Raw genomic sequence first — 22,763 nt, 5'->3', positions numbered from 1 at the left:
ATACTATCATACAATCGAGCAGTTATAATGCCGTTCTCTCAATGCATATGCCATGTCTGCGGTAACCTTTCAGACTTTGCAGCTGTTTTATCAGTTATCGGTACACACGACTAGATATTTTTACAGGAGAATAATATGAAAAATTTTCATCGCACTTTACGTATAAGTGCAACATTCGGTTTTATTTTGATGCTGTGCTGCCTGCCGCTCGCGGTCTATGCAAAGGATAAAGATAAAAACAAGAAAAAGGGAATCAGCTATGAGGCCGACATCGACTATCCCGTTTTTGAAAAAGAGCCGCTTCTAAACGCGCAAGTTTCAGACATCGTGCAAAAAAATCTTGAAGCTTTTAATAACGAATTCTTTTCTGCAGAAGCGCCCGCCTATCCGCAAGTTTTTGAATTCGATATCGACAGCAGCTCCGTGTATGAAGATACTAATCATATCAGTTTTCTGCTGAATGTCTATCAATATGCCGGCGGGGCGCATGGAAGCACCTTCCTCATCCCGATAACCTACAGCAAGCAAACCAAAAAACTGCTCTCATTAGAAGAAGCTTTACAACCGGCGCGGAAAGATTGGCTTGCAGCTCTTTCAACCGAAGCGCGTAAACAGCTGAATGCTCAAGTTCAAAAACAGAAATTTTCCTCCGACGAGGATTGGATTAACAAAGGCACTGAACCGGCGAAAGAAAATTTTGCAATCTTTAAGCTTGAAAAAAATTCCGTCCGTATTATCTTCAGCCAATATCAAGTCGGGCCGTATGCTTCCGGTATGCCGGAAATTGTTGTTCCCCGCTCGTTGTTTAAGTAGATGTTTTCCATGGAACTCAGTTTTTGAAAAATGATATTGCAATCTAACTATTTCTATGATGTTTTTAGAAAAAATGAGGTGCTTTTTTAGTATTTTTCCGGTAATTTCGGCCTCAAAACCTATGAAAATGGCAAAAACTGATTTCCGTGGATTTTTTTCCGGTTGTACTTGACACCACTCCGTACCCGTGGTATACTTCTGCATATTATGTTGCAAAGTTTATACGCTGCAAACTCACTTTTCTCTTTTTGTAAGCTCTGCGTAATGCAGGCAGCCGCATTGCGTATTGAGCTTGCCCCCCCCCCCCATATATATATATATATTAAGTCATTATATAGTATAGACTTAATAAATTCAAATCTTATTATTTTCTTTGTTTACTGTTTTCAGGTCTACATAGGATACGCTCTTCCTTCGTATCCTATGAAATACGTATCTATAGCCGGAGCAAGCTCAGCTATTAGCCTTTTGCAAATAGACAACACAGATGCCCGTATATTTGCAAAAGTACGAAATTCTTATCAATTAGTCACAAAGAAGCATCATCATAAAGGAGCTTACCATGAAGTGTACCCATGTTTTCGCATTCGCCGTATTCGTCGCTTTGTTAAGTGTACCGGTTTTCGGGTGTAAACCCAATGTAGAAAGCCGCAACAGTATCGTCACTGTTACCGTAACAGGTGATGAGCACACCGTTGTACAGGAACCGAATACCTTTCAGGTTAATAATGGGACGCAGTGGCAGGACGTGAAAGCACGTATCCTGGTTACCTACGCCGACGGATTTGAGGGAGACAGTTGGAAGCTCGGCGGCAAAGATGGAATGGGATTGAGCGACGATTACCGGTTTACCGAAAACACAACGGTTTTTGCACTTTCAAAACAAAAGCATATCAGCACTCCCATTACGATAACAGTGAATGCCGATGAAGGCTACGGCCTGTGCCCCGAACATACGCTTACGGTAGAGAAAGGTTCCCTTTGGAAGGATATAAAAACGCAGGCAGAAGGCAGGGTAATGTTAAAAGATGGCCGTATAACGGACGGCTGGAAGCGCGGCACTTCCGAAGGTGCCTATTTGGATGATGCGGATACTTTTACCAAAGACGAAACCGTATGCGCTGTTTCCCGCAAGAGCACCGATCCGGTTCCTGCCAGAATTACTATCACCGTTACGGGGGACGAAGGGGTAACGGTGAACTCGCCCGTAACCTTTAGTGCTGTAAGCGGCGCAATGTGGAAAAACCTTAAAGCCGCAGCAGAGGCTCGAATCACTGTTAAAGAGAAACACGCGGTTAAAGAATGGCGACTTACCGGTAAAGACGGAGAGATGCTTACCGGTGCAAAAACCTTTACAAAAGACGAAACCGTTTTTGCCGGTACCGAGGAATTAAAAGACGTACCGGCAGATTCTTCTCTTTTTGAAACGGACGGAAAAGGCACCATAACCGGTTATACCTGTGCAAAGAACGATTTACCCAAAGTGCTGGTTATCCCCGGCAAAATAGGCGAAGAGGTTATTACAAAAATCGGACAAGATGCTTTTGCAAAAACCCCGATAGAACAGCTTAATTTCTCTCAAGCTGATTCTCTTATCGAAATCGGTACAGCCGCTTTTCACAGTTGCGAAAAAATGGCAGGGACGCTTGTTTTCCCTGCAAGTCTTAAAACAATCGGTAGATATGCTTTTTTGGACTGTAAAAACCTTCAAAGTTTAGATTTTTCTGCCTGCGTTGAGCTTACTGAAACCGGAATTATGGCTTTTTCTGACTGTACGGAAGTAGCAGCAATTGTTTTTTCTCCAAGCTTAAAAAAAATTGCCAGCGGTACTTTTAACCGCTGTAGTAAGCTTCAAAATATAACTTTATCAGCATGTACGGAGCTTACCGAAATCGACATGTGGGCTTTTTCTGACTGTACGGAATTAGCAACAATAGTTTTCCCTAAAAGTCTTAAAAAAATCGCTCTACAGGCTTTTAGAGACTGTTCAAAACTTCAAATCCTTGATTTTTCCACTTGTATGGAGCTAACCGAAATCGAGGAGGAGGCTTTTTCCCGTTGTGAGGGATTGACCGCTATTAATTTCTCCCCAAAACTTGAAAAAATTGATAGATCTGCTTTTCTCGATTGTAAAAAACTCCGGAATATAGATTTTTCCACCTGTACGGCGCCTCTTGACATCGGAAAGGAAGCTTTTTCCGGTTGTATAAATATGACAGAGATTGTTTTCCCTGCAAGTCTTAAAACAGTCGGTAAGCAAGCTTTTGCAAACCTTGAGAATCTTCAAAGGGTAGATTTTCCCTCTTGTGCCGAGCTTACCGAAATCGGTGAGCAATCTTTCTATCATACAGGAATAAGGGGAACACTCATTTTCCCTGCAAAACTTAAAACAATCGGCAAGGAAGCGTTTAAGAACTGTACTAGCTTAACCGGAATAAATACTTCCTCGTGTAGGGAACTTACCGAAATTGGTACGAGTGCTTTTTGGGGCTGTACAGAAATGGAGGGGATGGTTTTTCTTCCGACAAGTCTTCAAAAAATAGGCGATACTCCTTTTGATTGGACTAAAATAAAGATAGATATAAACCTTTCCGCGTGTACAGAGCTTACCGAAATCGGTGCATACGCTTTTCTTATGCACAAAGAAATAACGGGAACCTTCGTTTTTCCTGCAAAACTTAAAACAATCGGCGAAAGGGCTTTTATGGGTTGTACCGGCTTAACCGGTATAGATACTTCCGCATGTACGGCGCTTACCGAAATTGGTAAGAGCGCTTTTGCCGAATGTAAGGAAATGACCGGAACACTCGTTTTCCCTGCAACACTTACAACAATCGGAGCAAGTGCTTTTTCCGGCTGTAAAAAGCTTCAAAGCTTAAACATCTCATCGTGTACGGCGCTTACCGAAATCGGTGAGGACGCTTTTAACAGCTGTGAAGAAATGGCGGGAACACTTGTTTTTCCTGCAACACTTACAACAATCGGAGAAGCTGCTTTTTACGGCTGTAAAAAGCTTCAAAGCTTAAACATCTCATCGTGTACGGCGCTTACCGAAATCGGTGAGAGCGCTTTTGGCGAGTGTGAAGAAATGGCGGGAACACTCGTTTTCCCTGCAACACTTACAACGATCGGTGCGGAGGCTTTTAAAGACTGTAAAAAGCTTCAAAGTATAAATATTTCAGCTTGCACGGAGCTTACTGAAATTGCACCGGAGACGTTTAGATCATGTGAAAATTTGATGGGCATCATCGTATTTCCTGCAAATGTTAGAAGCATAAAAGGAAGAGATGGGGGGCCTGTGTACCTCGGTGCTTTTGAAGACTGCAAAAAACTTCAGGGTATAGACTTTTCCGCATGTACGGCGCTTACCGAAATCGGTGGGGCTGCTTTTTCCGGTTGTGAAGCAATGACGGGAATAATTTATTTTCCTGCAAGTCTTAAAGAGCTCGGTTCGACTGCTTTTTATGGATGCGCAGGTTTAACCGGCATAAATATTTCCGCATGTACCGAGCTTACCAAAATCGGTAATAGCGCTTTTTCTGACTGTGCGGAATTGACAGGTATAATATCTTTCCCTGCAAATTTACAAAAAATCAATAGTTCATCTTTTTCCGGCTGCAAAAAAGTGCAAAGTTTTGATTTTTCAGTATGTACAAACCTTACGGAAATCGGCAGCCATGCGTTTGATTTCTGTGAGGAGCTGCAACCCGTAGATCTTTCTTTATGTACACGGCTTACAACAATCGGTGAGGAAGCTTTTTATGCTTGTAGAAAAGCCGTTGTTAAATTACCTGAAAGTATCATAGAATTAGGTTATATTGCTTTTGGATATCCTGTTTCAGCATGGAGCTTTGGAGCATGCAAAAGAGTGTTTATAAAGAGCGGCGCACATTTTGACCGGATTAAAGCGCTGGTAACCGGCGAGCCGTGTAAATATCCTGCGAGTAGAATCGGAAGCTATTAAGCTTCGGCAGAAAATTTCAGGAGAACACCGGCAATCGTGATACGATCGGCGGCATGGATTTTTTATAATATTATGATATGATGCCGGTATGGATCACGTATATTCGATACAAGAGATTACCGGCATTATCAAATCGCTTTTTGAGCAAAATTTTACCTCTCTCCGCATCGCGGGGGAGATTTCCAACTGCCGCCCTTCAAGCACCGGGCACCTCTATTTTACCCTAAAAGATGAAAAAGCCGCACTGCAAGCGGTTATGTTTAAAGGCCGAACATGGACGCTCGGTTTTGAGCCGAAAGACGGCCTCAAGGTTGTGGTATCAGGTTCGCTATCGGTATATGAGCAGCGGGGTTCATATCAGATAATTGTTGAAACGATGGAACTTGCCGGAGAAGGCGCTATCCTGAAAATGCTGGAAGAGCGGAAGCAGAAACTCGCGCGCGAAGGCCTTTTTGACCAAAGCAGAAAGCGCCCGCTGCCGTTTTTCCCGCTCCGTATCGCTGTGATTACCAGCCCAACGGGCGCCGCCCTGCGCGATATCCTCACTGTACTTTCGCGCAGGAACCGCACGGTAAGTGTTACCGTGCTTCCCGCTCCCGTGCAGGGAGCGGAGGCGGCGCCTGTGTTGGCACGGCAGTTGGAAACCACCAATCGGTATAAGCTCGGAGAGCTTATCATTATCGGAAGAGGCGGCGGCTCTTTGGAAGACCTGTTGCCCTTCTCCGATGAGGCGGTTGTCCGCGCTGTGGCCGCTTCTGAAATTCCTGTCATCAGCGCAGTCGGGCACGAAATCGACTGGGCGCTCACCGACTTTGCAGCGGATGTGCGTGCGCCTACGCCGTCTGCCGCCGCCGAACTTGCCGTACCGGTCTTAGACGAAATCACCGATACCATTACTCAAATACAGTCTGATATGTTGCACAGTATCGGCCGCGCAGTGGAAAGAATACGGCTTACGATTAAAGGGTTTACACCGGAATCGCTTGAGATGAAATTCCGCCGCATTGAGCAGCCGCTTTTGATGCGCCTTGACGATGCGAAAGAAAATCTGTTGTACACAATGCAGGCGCGCCTGACCGATACAAAGCACCGGCTTGCCTTGCTGACTCGTACCATTGAAGGTGCAAACCCGCAGGAAATTCTTAATAGAGGGTATTCTATCGTTTACAACCGGCAAACGGGACTTGTACTCCGCCGTGCGCAGGATGCGGTAGCTGCCGAAGAACTCCGCATTAGGCTTGCCGATGGTGAAATCAAAGCCTCTACGGAAAGGTAATACTCGATATTGACAACCCACCCCTTTTTATTTACAGTTAAAAAAAGATTTATAGAACGCAAAGAAAGTCGCTGTATCGTTTAACGACTTTCCCTCAGTGTGTTCAAAATTCTTACTAAGGAGCGTAAAATAAAAGCCGTACAAATAGCACGGCTTTTATTTACCCAAGTTTGCTCGATCGCAAACTTGTATATCATCTGCACGTTCTCACTTCGTTACGGACGTGCGTAAAAAGTCAATCGAAAGTTGATACTTTCTTCTTGACTTTTTATGGGAGGTAAATATGAAAGTAGCTATTAACGGATTTGGCAGAATTGGTCGGCTCGTGTTCCAAGCATTGGTTGAACAAAATTTGCTTGGGAAAGATAAATTCGATGTCGTTGCGGTTGTCGATCTTTCAACCGATGCAAAATATTTTGCATATCAGCTTAAATACGATTCCGTACAAGGCAAGATGAATGCCGAAATCGGTACAAAAGGTGATGATGTACTCGTTATCAACGGTCACGAAATCAAATGTGTCTCCGGCAAGGGCTTAACTCCCGCTCAGCTTCCGTGGAAGGAATTGGGTATCGATGTTGTTATCGAAAGTACCGGCCTTTATACAAACGAAAAAGCTTATGGACATTTGGAAGCGGGTGCAAAGAAGGTTATTATTTCCGCACCCGGCAAGAGTACCGATGCCGCAAAGCCCATTAAGACAATCGTTATGGGTGTCAATGAGAACGAATATGACCCCGCAAAGCATCATGTCGTTTCCAATGCAAGCTGTACCACTAACTGTTTGGCTCCTATCGTTCATGTCATTTTAAAAGAAGGTTTCGGAATTGAAACGGGATTGATGACGACGATTCACTCCTATACCGCAACACAAAAAACTGTTGATGGTGTTTCAATGAAAGATTGGCGCGGCGGACGGGCTGCTGCTATCAATATTATCCCGTCTACTACCGGCGCTGCTAAAGCTGTCGGTGAGGTATTGCCTTCAACAAAGGGCAAGCTGACCGGTATGTCATTCCGTGTACCGACCCCAACCGGTTCGGTTGTCGATTTAACTTTCCGCGCAACAAAAGATACCTCTATTGAAGAGTTGGATGCAGCTTTCAAGAAAGCTTCTGAAACTTATATGAAGGGAATTTTAGGCTATTGCAACGAAGAAATCGTTTCCACCGATATTATTCACGACAAGCGTTCTTCGATCTACGACAGCAAGGCAACGCTCCAGAATAACCTTCCGGGCGAAAAGCGCTTCTTCAAAGTAGTTTCGTGGTATGATAACGAATGGGGCTATTCCAACCGCGTTATCGACCTGCTCAAATTTATGAATAAATAACTTCCCTGCAGCGCTGTAGAAATGAATCAACCTGTTTGGAAACTTCCGTTTCTGAACAGGTTACCTTGAAATGCGATGTTTTTGCAGCGCTGACCTTTCCTTATAGATGCTATTTATCAAGTTACGGGGAGATTTGGAATCTCCGTTCTTCCCGTTATGAACTCATCGATACGATATATCTCCCCTACAAAAATTATTATTCCGAAATGGTAAGAGCGGAAACGCGGAATATATTAATTGTGCCTGATGGGAAGGCTTGCAGTTAAGAGTATAGAATGGTTGAACAATCAGTCTAAATATAGTAATATAAAAAGACTGGAGACTTGTATGATCACAAATGTTCAGGAATGTATAAAACCGATTTCATACATAAAGACAAATGCCGCTGATATGATGAATTTTGTGAATGACAGAAAAGAACCGCTTATCATTACACAAAATGGGGAATCACGGGCAGTTTTAATTGATGTTGAGTCATATCAGGAAATGAAGAATGCGTTTACTTTGTTGAAAATAATTCACCTTTCTGAAAAGGATGTAAAAGCCGGGAAAACGAAACCTGCTTCGGAAGTTTTTACAAATTTGCGAAGGCTGTATAATCTTGGAAATTAAAGAAGTTATTGTTTCGCAATTTGCAGAAGATGATTTGAATGAAATTGTAGAGTATTATTTTTCTTTAAATCTTAATTATGTAGAGAACATAGTTTCTGAATTTGAAACAAATATAATGTCCTTACAGCAGTATCCGAAACGTGGAAGAATGGTTCCTGAATTGGAGCGGCAGGGAATTTCACAATATAGAGAGTTAATTCAAGGGTACTATAGAATTGTGTATGAAATTTCGGAAGATAAAGTAATAGTTCATACAATTATTGATGGTCGGAGAAATTTTGAAGATATAATAATTTCAAAATTGTCTCGTTATTATGGAAATAAAATCTAATTCCCGCGTCAACCAGACATTATAAAGAAAAAATATTATATTTTTACCATATTTAACAGAATAAATTTTCAAGGCAAAAAAGTTGCTTATTTATGATTCAACGACAATATCAAGGAGTGCCTGAACTCCTGCCCCGTGTAGTTTCAGAAACGCGCTTTACTCGGCTTTTTCCAAGGTCAGCACCATGCTGTCAGGGATGAGTTCCCCGCGGCAGTGGGGTGCCCCAACGGTGGAAAGCTCCAGTACGCATATACGGCGGTTTTGCGGTAAGCGGTAGCAGGAGCTGATAAGACCGTATGTTTTCCCCTTACGAAGCGAAAAATACAGCCGCGTATCGTTATCTTCAAAACAAAGCTTTATATCTTCTTTTAGAGGGGAAACACACTTCCAGCCTAACATAAAGACCGTTTGAACGGACTCGGACGAAACGGCTAACTGCCAGCGCTTTCCCGTTATAATCGGCCGCAAAGTATAGTATTCACTACCCGTATAACGGAAGAGGTTTATGCAAGCGGTCAACCGGAAAGATCCGTCTTTTTCTGCCTGAATAAGGGGGGCATGACACGCTGCCGTTTGAGTTTCATCCCTGCCGAAATTACGGGCAGGCGGAAGAGGGGTTTTGCGTAAACTGCGGCCGATCCCCTCTAAGACTTCTTTTTCAAAAGGAATAACCTCACCGGTATTATCCGGCCCGATATTGAGAAGATAGTTACCGCCGCCGGATACGACACGGCGTAAACTTCCGGTTAATTCGGTGATTTTTTCATCAATGCTGCCGCGTTCCTGCCAACTTTTATATCCCCAAGTTTCTTTATAAATAGAAGCCGGCGTTTGCCATGGAATGTTTAATTCGTATTCATTTACCGGCAGTTCGGGCATTGCATTATCAGGGAGCGTAGCAAAGTCGCCCATATCGTTCCATATACGTCCGTTAATCATGATGTGTTTTTGGAGCGAATGTACAAGCGCATACATATCTTGTGATTGTTCGGCAGTCGGGTACCCCATATCGAGCCATAATTCACAAATCTCACCGTAATTTGTCAGCAGTTCGGTTAACTGGGCACAGTTATATTCATGGTGTTTCGGCGGAATGCGGTCGGAATTATGAGCGCTTATCGGAAGAGCATCAGGGCAGTGCCAGTCGATGAGTGAAAAATATACGCCGAATGCAAGCCCTTCTTTTTTACAAGCTGCACTGAGTTCGGCAACGATATCCCGCTTACAAGCCGCATTCATGCTGTTATAAGATGTGGTCTTTGTATTAAAAAGACAAAAGCCGTCATGATGCTTTGAGGTAACCACTATGTAGCGCATTCCAGCAGCCTTGGCAAGGCGGACAATTTCTTCCGCATTGAAATCCGGTATGAGAAATTCATGCAGTAAAGCTTCATAGTCGGCTTGCGGAAGCTCCCCGTGAGAAAGTATTTGTTCACAATAGCCTCTTTTGACGGGAACGCCCTTCCAACAACCTCCCGCAAGCGAGTAGAGGCCTAAGTGGATAAACATACCGAATTGCAGGTTTTGCCATCTCCGTATTGCCTGTAATTGATGTTCCGTATATAAACTTGTTTTCATATATCCTCCGAACAGCGTCAGGGTATTAAATCCTCCGCACGAATAATAGTGTGTATGTGCAACTATTGTACTTGATATACCGGCAAAATAAAGGGCGATTTTGATGGTGTTCAAAAAATGACCCTTTTTACATAAAATGCCCCCTATTTTTATATCAGCATACCTAATTTTAAAATTTCAACGCTTTCAAACCGAAAGAACCGGTGTAATACTGTATATATGTTAAGTAAGAGTATAAAGCGGCAACTGCTTGCACATTGGCAGTTTTATGTGATTATCGCCTTACCGATGCTGTATTTTATCATATTTAAGTACGTGCCGATGTACGGCATCCTGCTTGCGTTCAAAAAATACCGTATTTCGAAAGGTATTTGGGGAAGTCCGTGGGTAGGTTTGGCGCAGTTTGTTAAATTTTTCAGTAATCCTTCTGCGCTGCAGATTATGTGGAATACGTTCATCCTGAGTATGTATGCGCTTTTTGCCTCAATTCCGATTGCGGTTATTATGGCGCTTGCGTTGAACGAAACGCAAAGCAAGCTCTGGCGTAAATCCGTTCAAATGGTAACGTATGCGCCGTATTTTATTTCGACAGTGGTTATGGTCTCAATTTTGATGCAGTTTATGGATCCTGCGTTGGGACTGTTCAATGTGATACGGGCGGAATTCGGGCTTGAGCCCTTAAATTTTATGGGGGAACCGAAACTTTTTCGGCATATTTATGTGTGGTCGGCCTTATGGCAGAATACCGGTTACAATGCCATTATTTATCTTGCGGCGCTTACCTCCGTCGACCCCGGATTGTATGAAGCCGCGCGTGTAGACGGCGTAAATAAATTTCAGAAAATTTGGTATATCGATTTACCCTGTATCAGAAACACGATCGTTATCATGTTTATTTTGAACATGGGGTTCGTTATGAGCTTAGGTTTTGAAAAGGCCTTTTTGATGCAAAATCCGCTCAATCTTGAAACCGCCGAAATCATGTCGACGTATGTGTATAAGATGGGATTGGTCAATAACGATTTCAGCTACTCAACCGCCATCGGCGTTATCAATTCTCTTATCAATGTAGCGCTTATTCTTCTTTTTAACTATCTGGCGAAGTTGCGGCAAAAGGATGGCGGATTATGGTAAAAACTCAGAACTTTATATGGAAGAAACAACAATCGTCGAAAATTCGGGAAACGCCTTTTGACAATCTCTTTAACGGGATAAACAATGTCTTTTTGGGCCTGTGTTTTATCATCGTTTTGTATCCGCTCTTGTATATTATTGCCTGTTCTTTGAGCGATCCTAAGGCAGTGATTGAGCATCGGGTTACGTTTTTTCCGGTCAATTTCGATTTGACGGCATACAAGGCGGTGTTTGCAAACAAGGATATCGGGCTGGGATACCTCAACTCCGTCATCTATGTGGCGCTGGGGACTTTTATCAGCGTGTCTCTTTCGATGCTGCTGGCATATCCGCTTTCGCGCAAAGAATTTTATGGAAGAAAATTCGTAACCAAGTTTATTATGGCGACGATGCTCTTTTCCGGCGGACTGATACCGCTGTATTTTGTCGTAAAAGGGATCGGACTTTACAATACCCGCTGGGCGCTTGTGCTCCCCAATGCGGTCAATGTGTGGAACGTTATCATCGCGCGCACATTTTTGCAGGAAACCATCACCAATGAGCTGTATGACGCTGCGCAAATAGACGGATGTTCCGATCTGCGGTTCTTCTTTACAGTGGTGATTCCGTTGTCGGGAGCTATTATCGCGGTGCTGTCGCTCTTTTATGCGGTAGTCCTTTGGAACAGCTATTTTGACGCCTTAGTGTTCTTGCAGGATAAAAAGCTCTACCCGCTGCAGATTGTATTGCGCAATATTTTAATCGTGAATAAGACGAACCCGACAATGCTGTCGGATGTAAGCGCGGCTGTCCGCGTACAAGGACTTGCGGAAACCGTCAAGTATGCGCTTATCGTGGTGGCCAGTTTACCGCTCTTGGTTATTTATCCTTTTGTACAAAAATATTTTGTAAAAGGCGTGATGATCGGTTCCGTAAAGGGCTAAAAATAGTAAAAATCAGGCTATAAGCCGATTTTAGATATCGATATTAGATATCAAGGAGGGAATATGAAAAGGATCACCGGTATTGTATGCGCTACGGCGCTTATTGCATGCGTTATCATCAGCGGATGCAAGGCATCGGAAACTGCGGAAAAAGGGAAGTATACGCCTAAAGGAACATACCCCATTGTTACTGAACCTATTACCGTGAATATTATGGTTGCGCAGCCGCCTTGTGTTGAAGATTTTAACACGAACGAATTTTCCAAATTTATGGAAGAGAAAACCGGCGTTAAAGTAAACTGGATTATGGTACCTGAACAAGCGGCGTCGGAAAAACTCCCGCTTACCCTTGCAGGCGGCGATTTACCGGATGCATTTTTAGGCATGGGAATCACATTTAAAGATCAGACTGCATACGGTACGGAAGAAAAATTATTTATGCCGCTTAATAAATTCTATTCCGACGGTACGCTGCCCAATTTAACGAAAGCCCTAGAGGATTTCCCCGGCGCAATGGGCTTTATGACCATGACGGACGGTAATATTTACTCGCTGCCTCGTTTGGAAGTTTGCTATCATTGTACGAATGCAGCGAAGATGTTTGTGTACAAGCCCTTCCTCGATAAACTCGGACTTAAAGTGCCGGAAACCATCGATGAGTTTTATGACACACTTGTTGCCATCCGCGATAACGATCCCAATGGTAACGGTAAAAAAGATGAAATACCGCTTGCCGGTTCCATTATCGGTTGGAATGATCAGGTTGAACGCTTTATCATCAACTCGTTTATCTACTGCGACCTTGATACCAATATTTCTGCCGATGCGGAATTAAACACCGGTTATTTGCTTGATAATAAAAAAGTCGATACCGCAGTAAATAAACCCGCATACCGCGAAGCGTTAAAATTTATCAATAAACTCTATAAAGAAGGCTTGATTTACAGCGGCTCCTTTACGCAAGATTCAAGTCAACTGACACAGCTTGTTGAAAGCTCTGCAGAACCGGTAGTCGGCTTTGTCGCCGGCGGCTGGAGAGGTCAATTCTCTTCATTAAGCGGAGAACGTTTCTTACACTTCCAAGCTATTGCACCGTTACAGGGACCGCAAGGAGTACGCGAAGCCGTAAACTTCTTGTCCGTACCGGGAACCGGCGCGCTCGTTCTTTCAGCCAAAACACCTCATGCCGAGGCAATTCTCCGTTACTTTGACTATATGTACAGTACCGAAGGTACGCTTAAGCAGAAGTACGGCAATGAAGGAGATGCATGGGCATGGGCAGCCGAAGGTGATGTCGGTTTAGACGGTCAAAAAGCAATCTGGAAGCAGTTGAAACCGTGGAACGACAAAGACCCGCAGAATGTAACCTTTATTCAAGGACAAACCATTGCTGAAATCTCATCCTTCCGGCTCGGGCAGGCTGTTGACCTCAGCGGCGACTACTATGCGCCGAAAAACCTTGAGAAAGTTCTCTACGATGAAACTCATAATCTGTATAAACCCTATGCAGATGTCAATAAAGAAGTGCCGCCGTTAAAGTACACTGCAGAAGAAATTGAAAAATTCTCTACAGTGAAGCAAGAGCTTGCCAACTATATCCGCCAGAGCGCCGTTAAATTCATGGTCGGTACCATGGATATCAACAGCGATACGGAATGGGATAACTATCTAAAGAATTTGGATAAGCTCCAGCTGTCTGCAGTTCTTGAGAATATGCAGACTGCGTATAACCGACAGTACAAGTAGCCTTTTAAAAATATGCATGCCGTCTACGGCGTTGCTGCGCAAAAAACAGTCCTCAACGTATCAGAACGGACAAGGACGTCCGGGGTGTAACGCAGAAACGAGTTCGCATTGCGAACTCGTAGCCCAAGAATGTGCAAGGACGCACATTCTTGGGCGAGGACGGGCGGTGGTTCCACGCAGTATCGCGTTCGCACCGCGAACTCGTCGTCAGAACGCCCACGGATGGGCGGGAAATAAATCAGTAGCAAGTTTTGGCACAAAACTTGTTCTCTGCCGATGTAACAAGGATGTACATCGGCAGAGAAGTACAGGACGTACATTCTTCGGCTGCGGGGCTAACGGAAAAAAGGGATGGCTTGGCTGTTTGGACGATAACTGGAAGGGCGATAAAAACATTTGACAGATGGAAATTTCGGGGATATCCTTTATATAGAGTTATGAAAATGTTTTCTAAAAATGTTTTCATAAAGTTAGAGCCGATGTGAGGATGATATGAAAGCGTGGGAGTATATTTACGATTTAACAAAAAATGCTGTTCCCGTGGTATTGTCAGAAGACGAGCAAACATGGGCAGCTTCGAATGCTGCTGAAAAGCAGGCGGACGATCAACTTCGTATGTATTGGGCAAGCCATACGCCCTGCTCTCATGCTCCTGAAAGCCTGGTGATTGCGGCAGTCCAGTCCATAGAAGCGCTGGGGTGCGATGTAAGTGCCGCGGAGGAATTGTTTCCGGAGGGGCTTTCCGCACTAAAGCGGAATGATATGAAGGCGCTGCAAAGGATTACTGCCCGCATATTTAATATCCTTTTTATGTGTCCGAGCGATACTTCAAGCGACTATTGGAAAAGTAAGCTGTATCAAAACTTTAGTGAATATGAAAAAGTAATCGAGTTTCCCGAAGCAGCCACAGAAACAGTACCAAATGCTGTGTTGTACGATAAAACAAAGGCGGCATGGCTCGGTCGTTTATGCGGCGGAGGCTTGGGAACGGCGCTTGAGGGATATACAACGGCACAGCTGCAAAAAAAATTCGGCGAAATCCGTACTTATGTGCGTACCCCGAATACTTACAACAATGATATAACATACGAGATAGCATTTCTGGAGGCGTGCTGCAAAGTGCAGGGGATACCGACAAGCGCCGATATTGCCGACCAATGGCTGGAGTTAATACCCTGCGGCTGGTCTGCCGAACAGGTTGCATTGGATAATTTACGCAGAGGGATGTATCCCCCTGAAAGCGGTATGTTTAGGAATCCGTACCGTGAATGGATAGGCGCACAGATGCGCGGCGCCGTATGCGGTCAGGTAGCCCCGTTAAATCCTCATAAGGCTGCACTACTTGCATGGCGCGATGCGGAAATTTCGCACCACGGGAATGGAATCCTCGGAGAGGTGTTTAATGCCGTTTTGGTCAGCCTTTCATACGGGGAAGAGCCTATGCGGAGATGTTTGGAAAAAGCAGTCTCCTGTATCCCTAAGGATTCGGAATATGCTTCCGTGCTTCACTTTGCATTAGCACAGTGTATGAAAAAAAATGATTTTTATGAGGCATGGGCCGCATGCGAAGAAAAATATAAGCGGTATAACTGGATCCATGCGTATCCGAATGCGGCGGCAGAGGTGGTTGCGTTGTATTTCGGCAAAGATAATTTTAACGATGTTATGCACTATATTGCAATGTGCGGTCAAGATGTCGATTGTAACGCCGCACAGCTGGGAGCTGCGCTTGGTGCAAAGTTAGGCACACGAGGAATCGAAGAGCACTGGACGGATCCTTTTGATGATGAAATTATAACCTATTTACGGGGAAATAAAACGGTAAGTTTGCAAGAACTTATTAACAAGACCGTATCGGTTGTAAAACAATTAGAGGATGTCTGAAAAAGGCTATGTGTGTCAGTCTGTTTGTACTGCTAAACGTGTCTATGTTTGCTTTCGGTGCAAAAGAGAACAACGGTTCAGAGGAGTCTCCCCTCAAGACGGCCGCCGGTAAGGTGAGCGCACCGGCTTGGAGACATCGCGGACTGTCCAGTCTTCAAGCGCATCGTCCGAAAGACGCGGCATAAAACGCTTTTGTTTTACCGTTTTCATAGAAGAGCCTGCGCCGACCGATTCATTCCACCAATCATATAAATGCACGTTTGTTTTTACCCCTAAAAAATTATAGTCTTTTTCAAGAGAAATAAAGCCGATAGGATCGTACTCATAAAATTTTAGCTTTGCATCAACGGTATTCGGATGTGTTTCATAAGGCAGCCAGTTTTGTGGGATATAATTGTTTCCGATTATTTTTTTATAATCACTCGGCATTCCATACGAGTAAAGCAGCTTCGTGTTGGTGTCTACCGCCCACATTAAATTATTAAGATAGTTTTCAAAGCTTCTTCCCTTCGCTGCGTAGGCGGTAAATTTAAAGAAAATAAACCGTTGAAGCGTTTCCGCTTCAGCAGGAGCATCATACAGAGGTAAATCGAACGGATGAACACCCTCTATGCGGTAATAGGTTACGTCGTTTAGCTTATTAGTGATGCTAAAAAAGACAGCGGTACCGGGTACTTCTTCTTCATGGTAGCGATATGTTTTACCTTCCCGTCCCCAACCGTCATCGGGGCTGCAGGGTTCCCACCTAAAATCGGAATTAAAAAGCACTTCAACCGCCGGAGCGGAACCCTTTGAAGGGTTGGTAATTTTTGCCATGTGGATAAAGCATTCGCCCAGCTGTGCTTTTTCATAAATGCAATCAGGATTATTGGGATCGGGAAGAACTGTGTTTTCCGTCTGAGCAAAAAGAAAAGACGTAAACACTATAGCGCAAAAAAAGAAAATGATGGTTTTTAGTTTCATTTGCTATGTCCTATTATATGATGAGCCGATATCGAGCTCTTTTCGGTATTTTGCAACCGTGCGGCGGGCGACGGCAATACCGTATTTATCCTGTAATAAGTCGGAAATTTTTTGATCCGATAGCTTTGATCCTTTTGCAGCGTGTTCGGTCAGCAGCTCTTTGATACAATCTTTAACCCCTTCCCTCGTCGCGAAAATCCCGGGCGATGCGGAAATATCTGATTGCAAAGAAGCATTGGACTGCGATTGCAGCTTTACTGCTACGGAATTAGTAAAAAAGTATTGTATCTCAAAGGTACCCCATTGGCATTGCACATATTTTCCGGCAACCGTCCTCGATACCGTAGATTCATGGATATCCAGTTCTCTCGCTATCTGCTGTTGAGTAAGTGGAACCAATCGGCGTCTATCTCCGGTTAAAAAGAACGCTTCTTGTGCTGACACTATTTTACGCAATACCTCTATAATTGTCTTTTCTCGCTGATTTAAACTCCCAATAAAAGCCTTTGCCTTTTGTATCTGCTCTTTAATGTAGGTCTTTGCAGCTGTATCTTTGGTATGGCTTATTAAGTCCTGAAATTCGGGTGAGACGGTAAGGAGCGGCACTTCAAGATTATTTATTCTTACAGTAAATTCCTGATCATTCTGTTCGATGAAGGCTGTGGGAATAATATATTCATCCGGTGTTATATCCATTGTCAATGCCCTTCCTGGAAAAGGATTTAACGAAGCAATCAATGCAAGAATATCCTCTGCATTTTCTTGGGTCAATTTATAAGCGATTGTTGAATCCTCATTGACGGCACGAACAAGGGAGTACGGGCGGGCTTTTTCCAAATAGGCAAAATGATGCGCTAATATATCGATAGTATAGGCGTAAACGGGATCGATTTTTATCTTGTCATGAAATAAAATCTTTGCTTGCACCAAAAGCGATTGCTTAAAATTCTGCGTTGCGCACCCGATAGGATCAAGCCGTCGAACAACCGATAATGCATGAGATATTTTATGCCGTGTAAAAGAATATTCTTTCTCATTTTCTTTTTTAGAGAGCTCCGCTTTAAAAAGTTCGTTGAGCGGGACAACATGAAAACCGTCATTTGTCAAATTCTCAATAATCCGTTCGGCAAAAGAAGCGGTAAGCGGCTCGATCTTGAGAACAAACAGTTGTTCCAAAAGATGGCTTTGCAAACTCTGATGCTGAGGCGCCGGAATGTTTTCCAAAAAAGTTTGGAACGCATCGCTTGCTTCTGTCGAAAACGCTGACAATGTTCGCTCATTGCGGTAATATGAATCTGTCGGTTCGATTGATTTTGTCTGACCGGTTGACGGCACAGAGGGCTGCTGTGTTCCGCGGACAAGCTCCAAGGCAGGATTTTCAGCAAGCTCTTCTGTAATCCTTTCACGGAGTTCGGCAGTCGGCATTGCCAATACATCGAGTGATTGGATTTGACTTTGACTCATCCGCTGCTCAAGCCGTTGCCCAAGCGTTTGCCCCATCTGTTGCATCGTTATCGGCCTATTCGAAAGGTACACCCGATTGAGCAGGTGCAGCCGTGTAAAGAAGTGCCTGCAGTATTGGGCTGTGTATAGGAATATGGTTTAGGCGCTTTGATACTGTCATAAAGAAGGCTGTACCCTTCCATTGTAATACAGTATTGATAAAAAAGATTAACGAATACTGAAAAGAACGGTAGACAATTCCAATTTAACCGGATAGTGCCGTGCATTGCCCAGCCCCCGCCCAAAATATCGACAAATCGTACATTACGACCATGGTGGATATCTTCTGCCAAAGCCATAATATCAGGAGTAAGGTGAAAGTCCGATAAAAGCGTCAGGTTATGCGGAAAAGTTGTTTCAAAACCGATGCCTATTGCAGGCATCATTACGTGTTGTTGATACGATACTGCCGGTCCGGTATGCGGTACTTTAGGTAATGCTTCAGTCCACGGTTCATACATTCCGTTCGGTTTCAATTTCGCGTATTGCAAATAGCCGCCGTAGGAATGCCAGCTGATTGTTGAGGAGTAAAAACTGAGCATTGGTTCTATCGTCACTGCAATGCCGACTTTCCGCATTGCAGCAGATTGCGGCATCTGCATCTGTAACCCGAGTTTTGCTGTCCAGTTTAACCCACCAACAATCGTACAGTTGTGTTTTGAAAATTTTGTGATACCTGTCTGTGGAGGTATTGCGTCTATTCCTTCAAAGTCCGAATCGGTCATGGAGGAGGTAGACATCGGCTGCATAAACGAAATATTTCCTTCGATGTGAATGCCTTTAGGCAGATATAACCCGCCATAGAGCGTATACGAGGCCGAAGGCGTAAGCGGCCATTTTAGGTCACTTACTATTGCATCATAATCGCAAACATATTCGTGACCTTCGGCAATCATGGTGTTGACCGAAAAAGCAATAAATCCGCTTACCGGAAACTTTTTTACCTTTTCGGAATCTTCAAGCTGTTTTGCATCTTGTGCCAAAACTATGTGCGAGAATAAGAAAAAGATTATAACTGGTAGTAATAAAAAGCGATACGACCGCATAACGAAACTATAACCTTAATTTTTAATCTACTCAATATCCTGACATACTGCGCATGATAAAATCAAAAAGCTATTGAGCGAAAAATTATAAAAGTTACTTGACTTTTTAAAAGGGGGAGAGGTATTATGGAAGAAAGTTACCGTGCAAATTGTCCGGCGTTTTACGGCTGTATAGCCTTTACTGTAACGGCTATACAACGTATCAGTTTGTACAATCGGCGATAACTATATTACTTTTAAGGAGGAAACAATGAAAAAGATTGTTTCAGCAATGGCTCTGTGTGTTGTACTGTTCGGTACAATAATGATGGTAACCGGATGCGGCAGTAAGCCGAAAGCCGATACCGTGTGGAAGGTAGAAAAAATAACGGCAACGGGGGCAAGTATACCTGTTCCCGGTGAGATGTATTTTTGCTTCCATTCCGACGGTAATGCATACACTGCAATGAAAATGTTCACATTGACGGCATCAAAACTAGGGACTTACACTATCGGTAAAAAAGACATAACTATCAAAGGTGACACCGATGCAGTATCTTTCCCATATACATTAAAAGGCGAAAAGATGACATTGGATATCTCTGCAGATTTAGCGAAAAAACTTAGTATTCCCAGTCTTGCAGGAGCTGCAAAGTTCGAACTGCAGAAAGTCTCAAGCCCCTCTGCGGCGGACATAAAAAAAGCTGCAAAGTAAGCGCACCTGTTTGCGCGTACTCATTAGATATCTAAAGGGTACGTGTCTTCTAATGAACTAATCCCGATAAAAGAAACTCTCTTTTATCGGGATTTTTTTGTTTTACTTCTTATTAAAGAATGCTGCAAAGGGATTATACTTTGTACCGTCGTCGTCCTTCCGTGGGCGGGCTTCTGCAACGCGCCGCTCCGAACGGAGTGCGGGTTGCCGCTCACCACGGTGGCTTAGGTGTTTTTCTCCCTGTACGGCAGGGGCGCCACTGGCGGTTTTAACCGCAACGGTTTTTCCGTCCTTGGTTTTTACGGTGATCTTTTTTACTTCCGCCTTTTGCTTTGCAGTTAGCTTCCCCTGTACCCCGCTTTCGCTTTTCCGGCTAAGTGAGATACGGCGGCGCGCTTCATCAAGTGCAATAATCCGGCATTCCACAATATCGCCGACTTTTACTGCCTCAAGCGGATCGGAAACAAAGCTGTCGCTCATCTCGGAGATGTGCAACAGGGCGGTTTCCTTAATACCGAGGTCAACAAAGGCGCCGAAGTCCACAACGTTTTTGATCTTGCCCTTAACGGTCATGCCGAGTTTAAGGTCTTCAAACAAGAGAACGCCCTGCTGCATAATCGGCTTGGGGCAGTCCTCACGAGGGTCGCGGTTCGGTTTTTTCAGTTCTTCGATAATGTCGCTAACTGTTTGCTCGCCGAGCCGGTACTTTTCCTGCAGCTCCATTCGTACCTCTTTGGTTACCGGTTCATTTTTGCGAACAATCTGATAGATAACCTCCGCTGCAGGATAGTTTTCGGGGTGTACCCACGAGTTATCCAGCGGATTTGCGCTCTCCGGTATCTTCAAAAAACCGGCGCATTGTTCAAAGGTCTTTGGTCCCAAACCGCTGATATTATGAAGCTGCTCCCGGTCGGTAAAGATGCCGGTTTTTTCGCGGTGGCTGACAATTTTTTTCGCCAATCCACTCGTAATACCGGACACGTATTTGAGCAGCGAGGCACTTGCGGTGTTCAAATTCACACCGACATTGTTTACTACCGAACCGACAACCGCATCCAGCTCTTCTGAAAGTTTTTTCTGGTTTAAGTCATGCTGATAGAGCCCAACACCGATAGACTTAGGGTCGATTTTAACGAGTTCAGCAAGGGGATCCTGCAAGCGCCGCCCGATGGAGATAGCGCCGCGGATGGTCAGATCCAAGTCGGGAAATTCCTCGCGCGCCACATCTCCTGCGGAATACACAGAGGCTCCGTCCTCATCAACTACCGTAAACAGGACATCAGGGCAATGCGTTTTAATCACATCGGACACAATTTCTTGTACCTCGTGAGAGCCTGTCCCGTTGCCCACTGCGATGAGCTGTACCTTATAGTCTTTTACCGCCTTGAGCAGCGCCGCTTTTGCTTCCTCTGCCTTATGCTGGTAAATAACAAAAGAGCCGAGGTACTTGCCGGTTTCGTCTAGGGCGGCGCATTTGGTGCCGGTTCTGATACCGGGGTCTACGCCGAGTACGCGGGTTCCCTTAATCGGCTGCGTCATCAAAAGATGTTTTAAGTTTTCGCTAAAAATAGTAATGCCGTGGGTGTCGGCGTCTTCGCCTAAATTGCTGCGGATTTCGCGCAATACCGCCGGGCTGAGCAGCCGGACAATACCGTCCGCAATCGCTTCAGTGTGGTATTTGTTGTGCTGCACCGAACGGCTCTGTACCCGTGCGACCGCTTCGTCTACATCAACATTGATTTTTACTTCCAAAAAACCTTCACGCTCTCCGCGGTTGATGGCAAGCACCCGGTGCGGTTTAATCTGGTTCAGCGCTTCGGAATAATCCCAGTACATCTGATACACAGAGGTTTTCTGCGCTTCTTCATCCCCGATACCCTTCACTTCAAACATACCGGTTGCCATAAAGAAATCATGTACCGCTTTCCGGTTTTCAGTATCCTGTGCTGTTTCTTCGGCGATAATATCGGAAGCTCCCGCAAGAGCCTCCTCTACCGTCGGCACATTGAGCGTTTCGTCTTCGCAATCGGTTTTAACAAAGTCCTGCGCCCGTTTTACAAGCTCCGCTTCCTCCAATTCCTTCATTAAATCCGCTAAGCCCTGCAAACCGCGTTCAACAGCCAGCATACCGCGTGTCTTTTTCTTCTTTTTAAAGGGCGCCCAAATATCTTCAAGCTCTGCCAGCGTTGATGCCTTCATAATGTTGTCATAGAGCAGCTCAGTCAGCTTTCCTGCCGCAAACACACCCCGCACAATCTCAAGCCGCCGTGTTTCCAAGTTGACGTAGGATTTAAACAATTTATCGGAATCCCGAACTTGAACTTCATCGAGCGAACCGTGCATTTCTTTACGATACCGTGAAATAAAAGGAATCGTACACCCTTCGTTGACCAATGTGATAACTGCGGAAACCTGCTGCATCCTGATATTCAGCTCTTCCGCAACCTTTTTCATAATGTCGATCTCGTTCACAACAAGACCGTCAATAAACTCTTGTGTTAATTCCATGCGGATGAGTATACCTAATTTTAGCTTTTTTTTAAAGAGGAGAGGAGAAATAATGTCCCGTTAATCAATTATAGAGAAGTCGATCATTAAACCTCGAAACCGACAAAGAAACAATTAAAGGTATTGAAATAGAGGTATATTATGCCGGTTCACCATTTACGGCGTAATAAATGTGCCCGCCTTTGCCCAAAACTCGAGTTTATATACAGGAAGGAATTATCGGGCAGGGGGGATTTGAACCCCCGACTTCTTGGTCCCGAACCAAGCGCGCTACCCCTGCGCTACTGCCCGTTTGTGTGATTATATCTTAACGATTATAAAATAAAATATAAAATAAAAGCTCACCACTTGTGCGGTGAGCTTCTTCGGGAGCGACGGGGCTCGAACCCGCGATCTCCGGCGTGACAGGCCAGCGCGATAACCAGCTTCGCTACGCCCCCGTAATGGCGGTAATA

The 22,763-nt window shown here is 44.4% G+C and carries 16 protein-coding genes and 2 tRNA genes; 11 read left to right on the top strand and 7 right to left on the bottom strand.

The genetic code is table 11. The features are described from left to right. Positions 1-135: 135 nt before the first annotated feature. From ABK01_RS03290 to ABK01_RS03265, 6 genes are all read left to right on the top strand, one after another. Positions 136-813 (top strand): DUF3298 and DUF4163 domain-containing protein, encoded by a 678-nt coding sequence (locus tag ABK01_RS03290; protein WP_253676230.1) that lies wholly within the window; start codon positions 136-138, stop codon positions 811-813. Between the two features lie 562 nt (positions 814-1,375). Further along, entirely contained in the window at positions 1,376-4,777 is a 3,402-nt protein-coding gene (locus ABK01_RS03285; RefSeq protein WP_253676229.1) for a leucine-rich repeat domain-containing protein, read from the top strand. Positions 4,778-4,865: 88 nt separating this feature from the next. Then, the gene (xseA, locus tag ABK01_RS03280; protein ID WP_253676228.1) at positions 4,866-6,053 is read left to right on the top strand and encodes an exodeoxyribonuclease VII large subunit; all 1,188 of its coding nucleotides are present in this window, start codon (positions 4,866-4,868) and stop codon (positions 6,051-6,053) included. Between the two features lie 283 nt (positions 6,054-6,336). Continuing rightward, the gene (gene gap, locus ABK01_RS03275) at positions 6,337-7,386 is read left to right on the top strand and encodes a type I glyceraldehyde-3-phosphate dehydrogenase (RefSeq protein ID WP_016523140.1); all 1,050 of its coding nucleotides are present in this window, start codon (positions 6,337-6,339) and stop codon (positions 7,384-7,386) included. 327 nt (positions 7,387-7,713) lie between these two features. Then, positions 7,714-7,998: a type II toxin-antitoxin system Phd/YefM family antitoxin gene (locus ABK01_RS03270; RefSeq protein ID WP_212566044.1), complete on the top strand. Its 285-nt coding sequence runs from the start codon at positions 7,714-7,716 to the stop codon at positions 7,996-7,998. Beyond that, positions 7,988-8,329: a type II toxin-antitoxin system RelE/ParE family toxin gene (locus ABK01_RS03265; RefSeq protein WP_253676227.1), complete on the top strand. Its 342-nt coding sequence runs from the start codon at positions 7,988-7,990 to the stop codon at positions 8,327-8,329. The genes ABK01_RS03270 and ABK01_RS03265 overlap by 11 nt, the downstream gene beginning before the upstream one ends. 156 nt (positions 8,330-8,485) lie before the next feature. Here the strand turns inward: ABK01_RS03265 and ABK01_RS03260 are convergent, their stop codons facing one another. Then, positions 8,486-9,907 (bottom strand): alpha-L-fucosidase, encoded by a 1,422-nt coding sequence (locus tag ABK01_RS03260; RefSeq protein WP_253676226.1) that lies wholly within the window; start codon positions 9,905-9,907, stop codon positions 8,486-8,488. 219 nt (positions 9,908-10,126) lie between these two features. Here ABK01_RS03260 and ABK01_RS03255 point away from each other — a divergent pair, with 219 nt between their 5' ends. The 4 genes from ABK01_RS03255 to ABK01_RS03240 all read left to right on the top strand — a co-directional run bounded on the left by ABK01_RS03255 (position 10,127) and on the right by ABK01_RS03240 (position 15,594). Next, positions 10,127-11,041: an ABC transporter permease gene (locus ABK01_RS03255; RefSeq protein ID WP_212566042.1), complete on the top strand. Its 915-nt coding sequence runs from the start codon at positions 10,127-10,129 to the stop codon at positions 11,039-11,041. Then, positions 11,035-11,964: a carbohydrate ABC transporter permease gene (locus ABK01_RS03250; RefSeq protein WP_212566041.1), complete on the top strand. Its 930-nt coding sequence runs from the start codon at positions 11,035-11,037 to the stop codon at positions 11,962-11,964. Before ABK01_RS03255 ends, ABK01_RS03250 begins: the two co-directional genes overlap by 7 nt. A gap of 63 nt (positions 11,965-12,027) precedes the next feature. After that, positions 12,028-13,710 (top strand): ABC transporter substrate-binding protein, encoded by a 1,683-nt coding sequence (locus ABK01_RS03245; protein WP_253676225.1) that lies wholly within the window; start codon positions 12,028-12,030, stop codon positions 13,708-13,710. A gap of 492 nt (positions 13,711-14,202) precedes the next feature. Further along, on the top strand, positions 14,203-15,594 hold the full coding sequence (locus ABK01_RS03240) for an ADP-ribosylglycohydrolase family protein (RefSeq protein ID WP_212566039.1): 1,392 nt from the start codon (positions 14,203-14,205) through the stop codon (positions 15,592-15,594). A 93-nt stretch (positions 15,595-15,687) separates the two neighbouring features. Here the strand turns inward: ABK01_RS03240 and ABK01_RS03235 are convergent, their stop codons facing one another. The 3 genes from ABK01_RS03235 to ABK01_RS03225 are packed head-to-tail and all read right to left on the bottom strand — an operon-like array spanning position 15,688 to position 19,043. Next, the gene (locus ABK01_RS03235; RefSeq protein ID WP_253676224.1) at positions 15,688-16,557 is read right to left on the bottom strand and encodes a hypothetical protein; all 870 of its coding nucleotides are present in this window, start codon (positions 16,555-16,557) and stop codon (positions 15,688-15,690) included. Positions 16,558-16,560: 3 nt separating this feature from the next. Further along, the gene (gene rpoN / locus ABK01_RS03230; RefSeq protein ID WP_230974574.1) at positions 16,561-18,057 is read right to left on the bottom strand and encodes an RNA polymerase factor sigma-54; all 1,497 of its coding nucleotides are present in this window, start codon (positions 18,055-18,057) and stop codon (positions 16,561-16,563) included. 11 nt (positions 18,058-18,068) lie between these two features. Then, a complete protein-coding gene (locus ABK01_RS03225; protein ID WP_230974573.1) occupies positions 18,069-19,043 on the bottom strand; it encodes an omptin family outer membrane protease in 975 nt (324 codons plus the stop codon). Between the two features lie 313 nt (positions 19,044-19,356). Between ABK01_RS03225 and ABK01_RS03220 the strand changes: the two genes are divergently transcribed. Then, a complete protein-coding gene (locus ABK01_RS03220) occupies positions 19,357-19,800 on the top strand; it encodes a lipocalin-like domain-containing protein (protein ID WP_212566036.1) in 444 nt (147 codons plus the stop codon). Positions 19,801-19,902: 102 nt separating this feature from the next. Here ABK01_RS03220 and ABK01_RS03215 read toward each other — a convergent pair whose 3' ends face one another. The 3 genes from ABK01_RS03215 to ABK01_RS03205 form a co-directional block, all read right to left on the bottom strand. After that, positions 19,903-22,308, bottom strand: a complete 2,406-nt coding sequence (locus ABK01_RS03215; protein WP_212566035.1) for a helix-hairpin-helix domain-containing protein — start codon at positions 22,306-22,308, stop codon at positions 19,903-19,905. A gap of 219 nt (positions 22,309-22,527) precedes the next feature. Beyond that, positions 22,528-22,599, bottom strand: a tRNA-Pro gene (locus ABK01_RS03210). Between the two features lie 75 nt (positions 22,600-22,674). After that, positions 22,675-22,748: transfer RNA gene (locus ABK01_RS03205), tRNA-Asp, on the bottom strand. Positions 22,749-22,763 lie beyond the last annotated feature (15 nt).

This window comes from Treponema sp. OMZ 305, assembly GCF_024181325.1.
GTDB lineage: Bacteria > Spirochaetota > Spirochaetia > Treponematales > Treponemataceae > Treponema.
The sequence above is the reverse complement of the archived record's forward strand: the minus strand, read 5'-3'. Positions and strand labels throughout refer to the sequence as shown.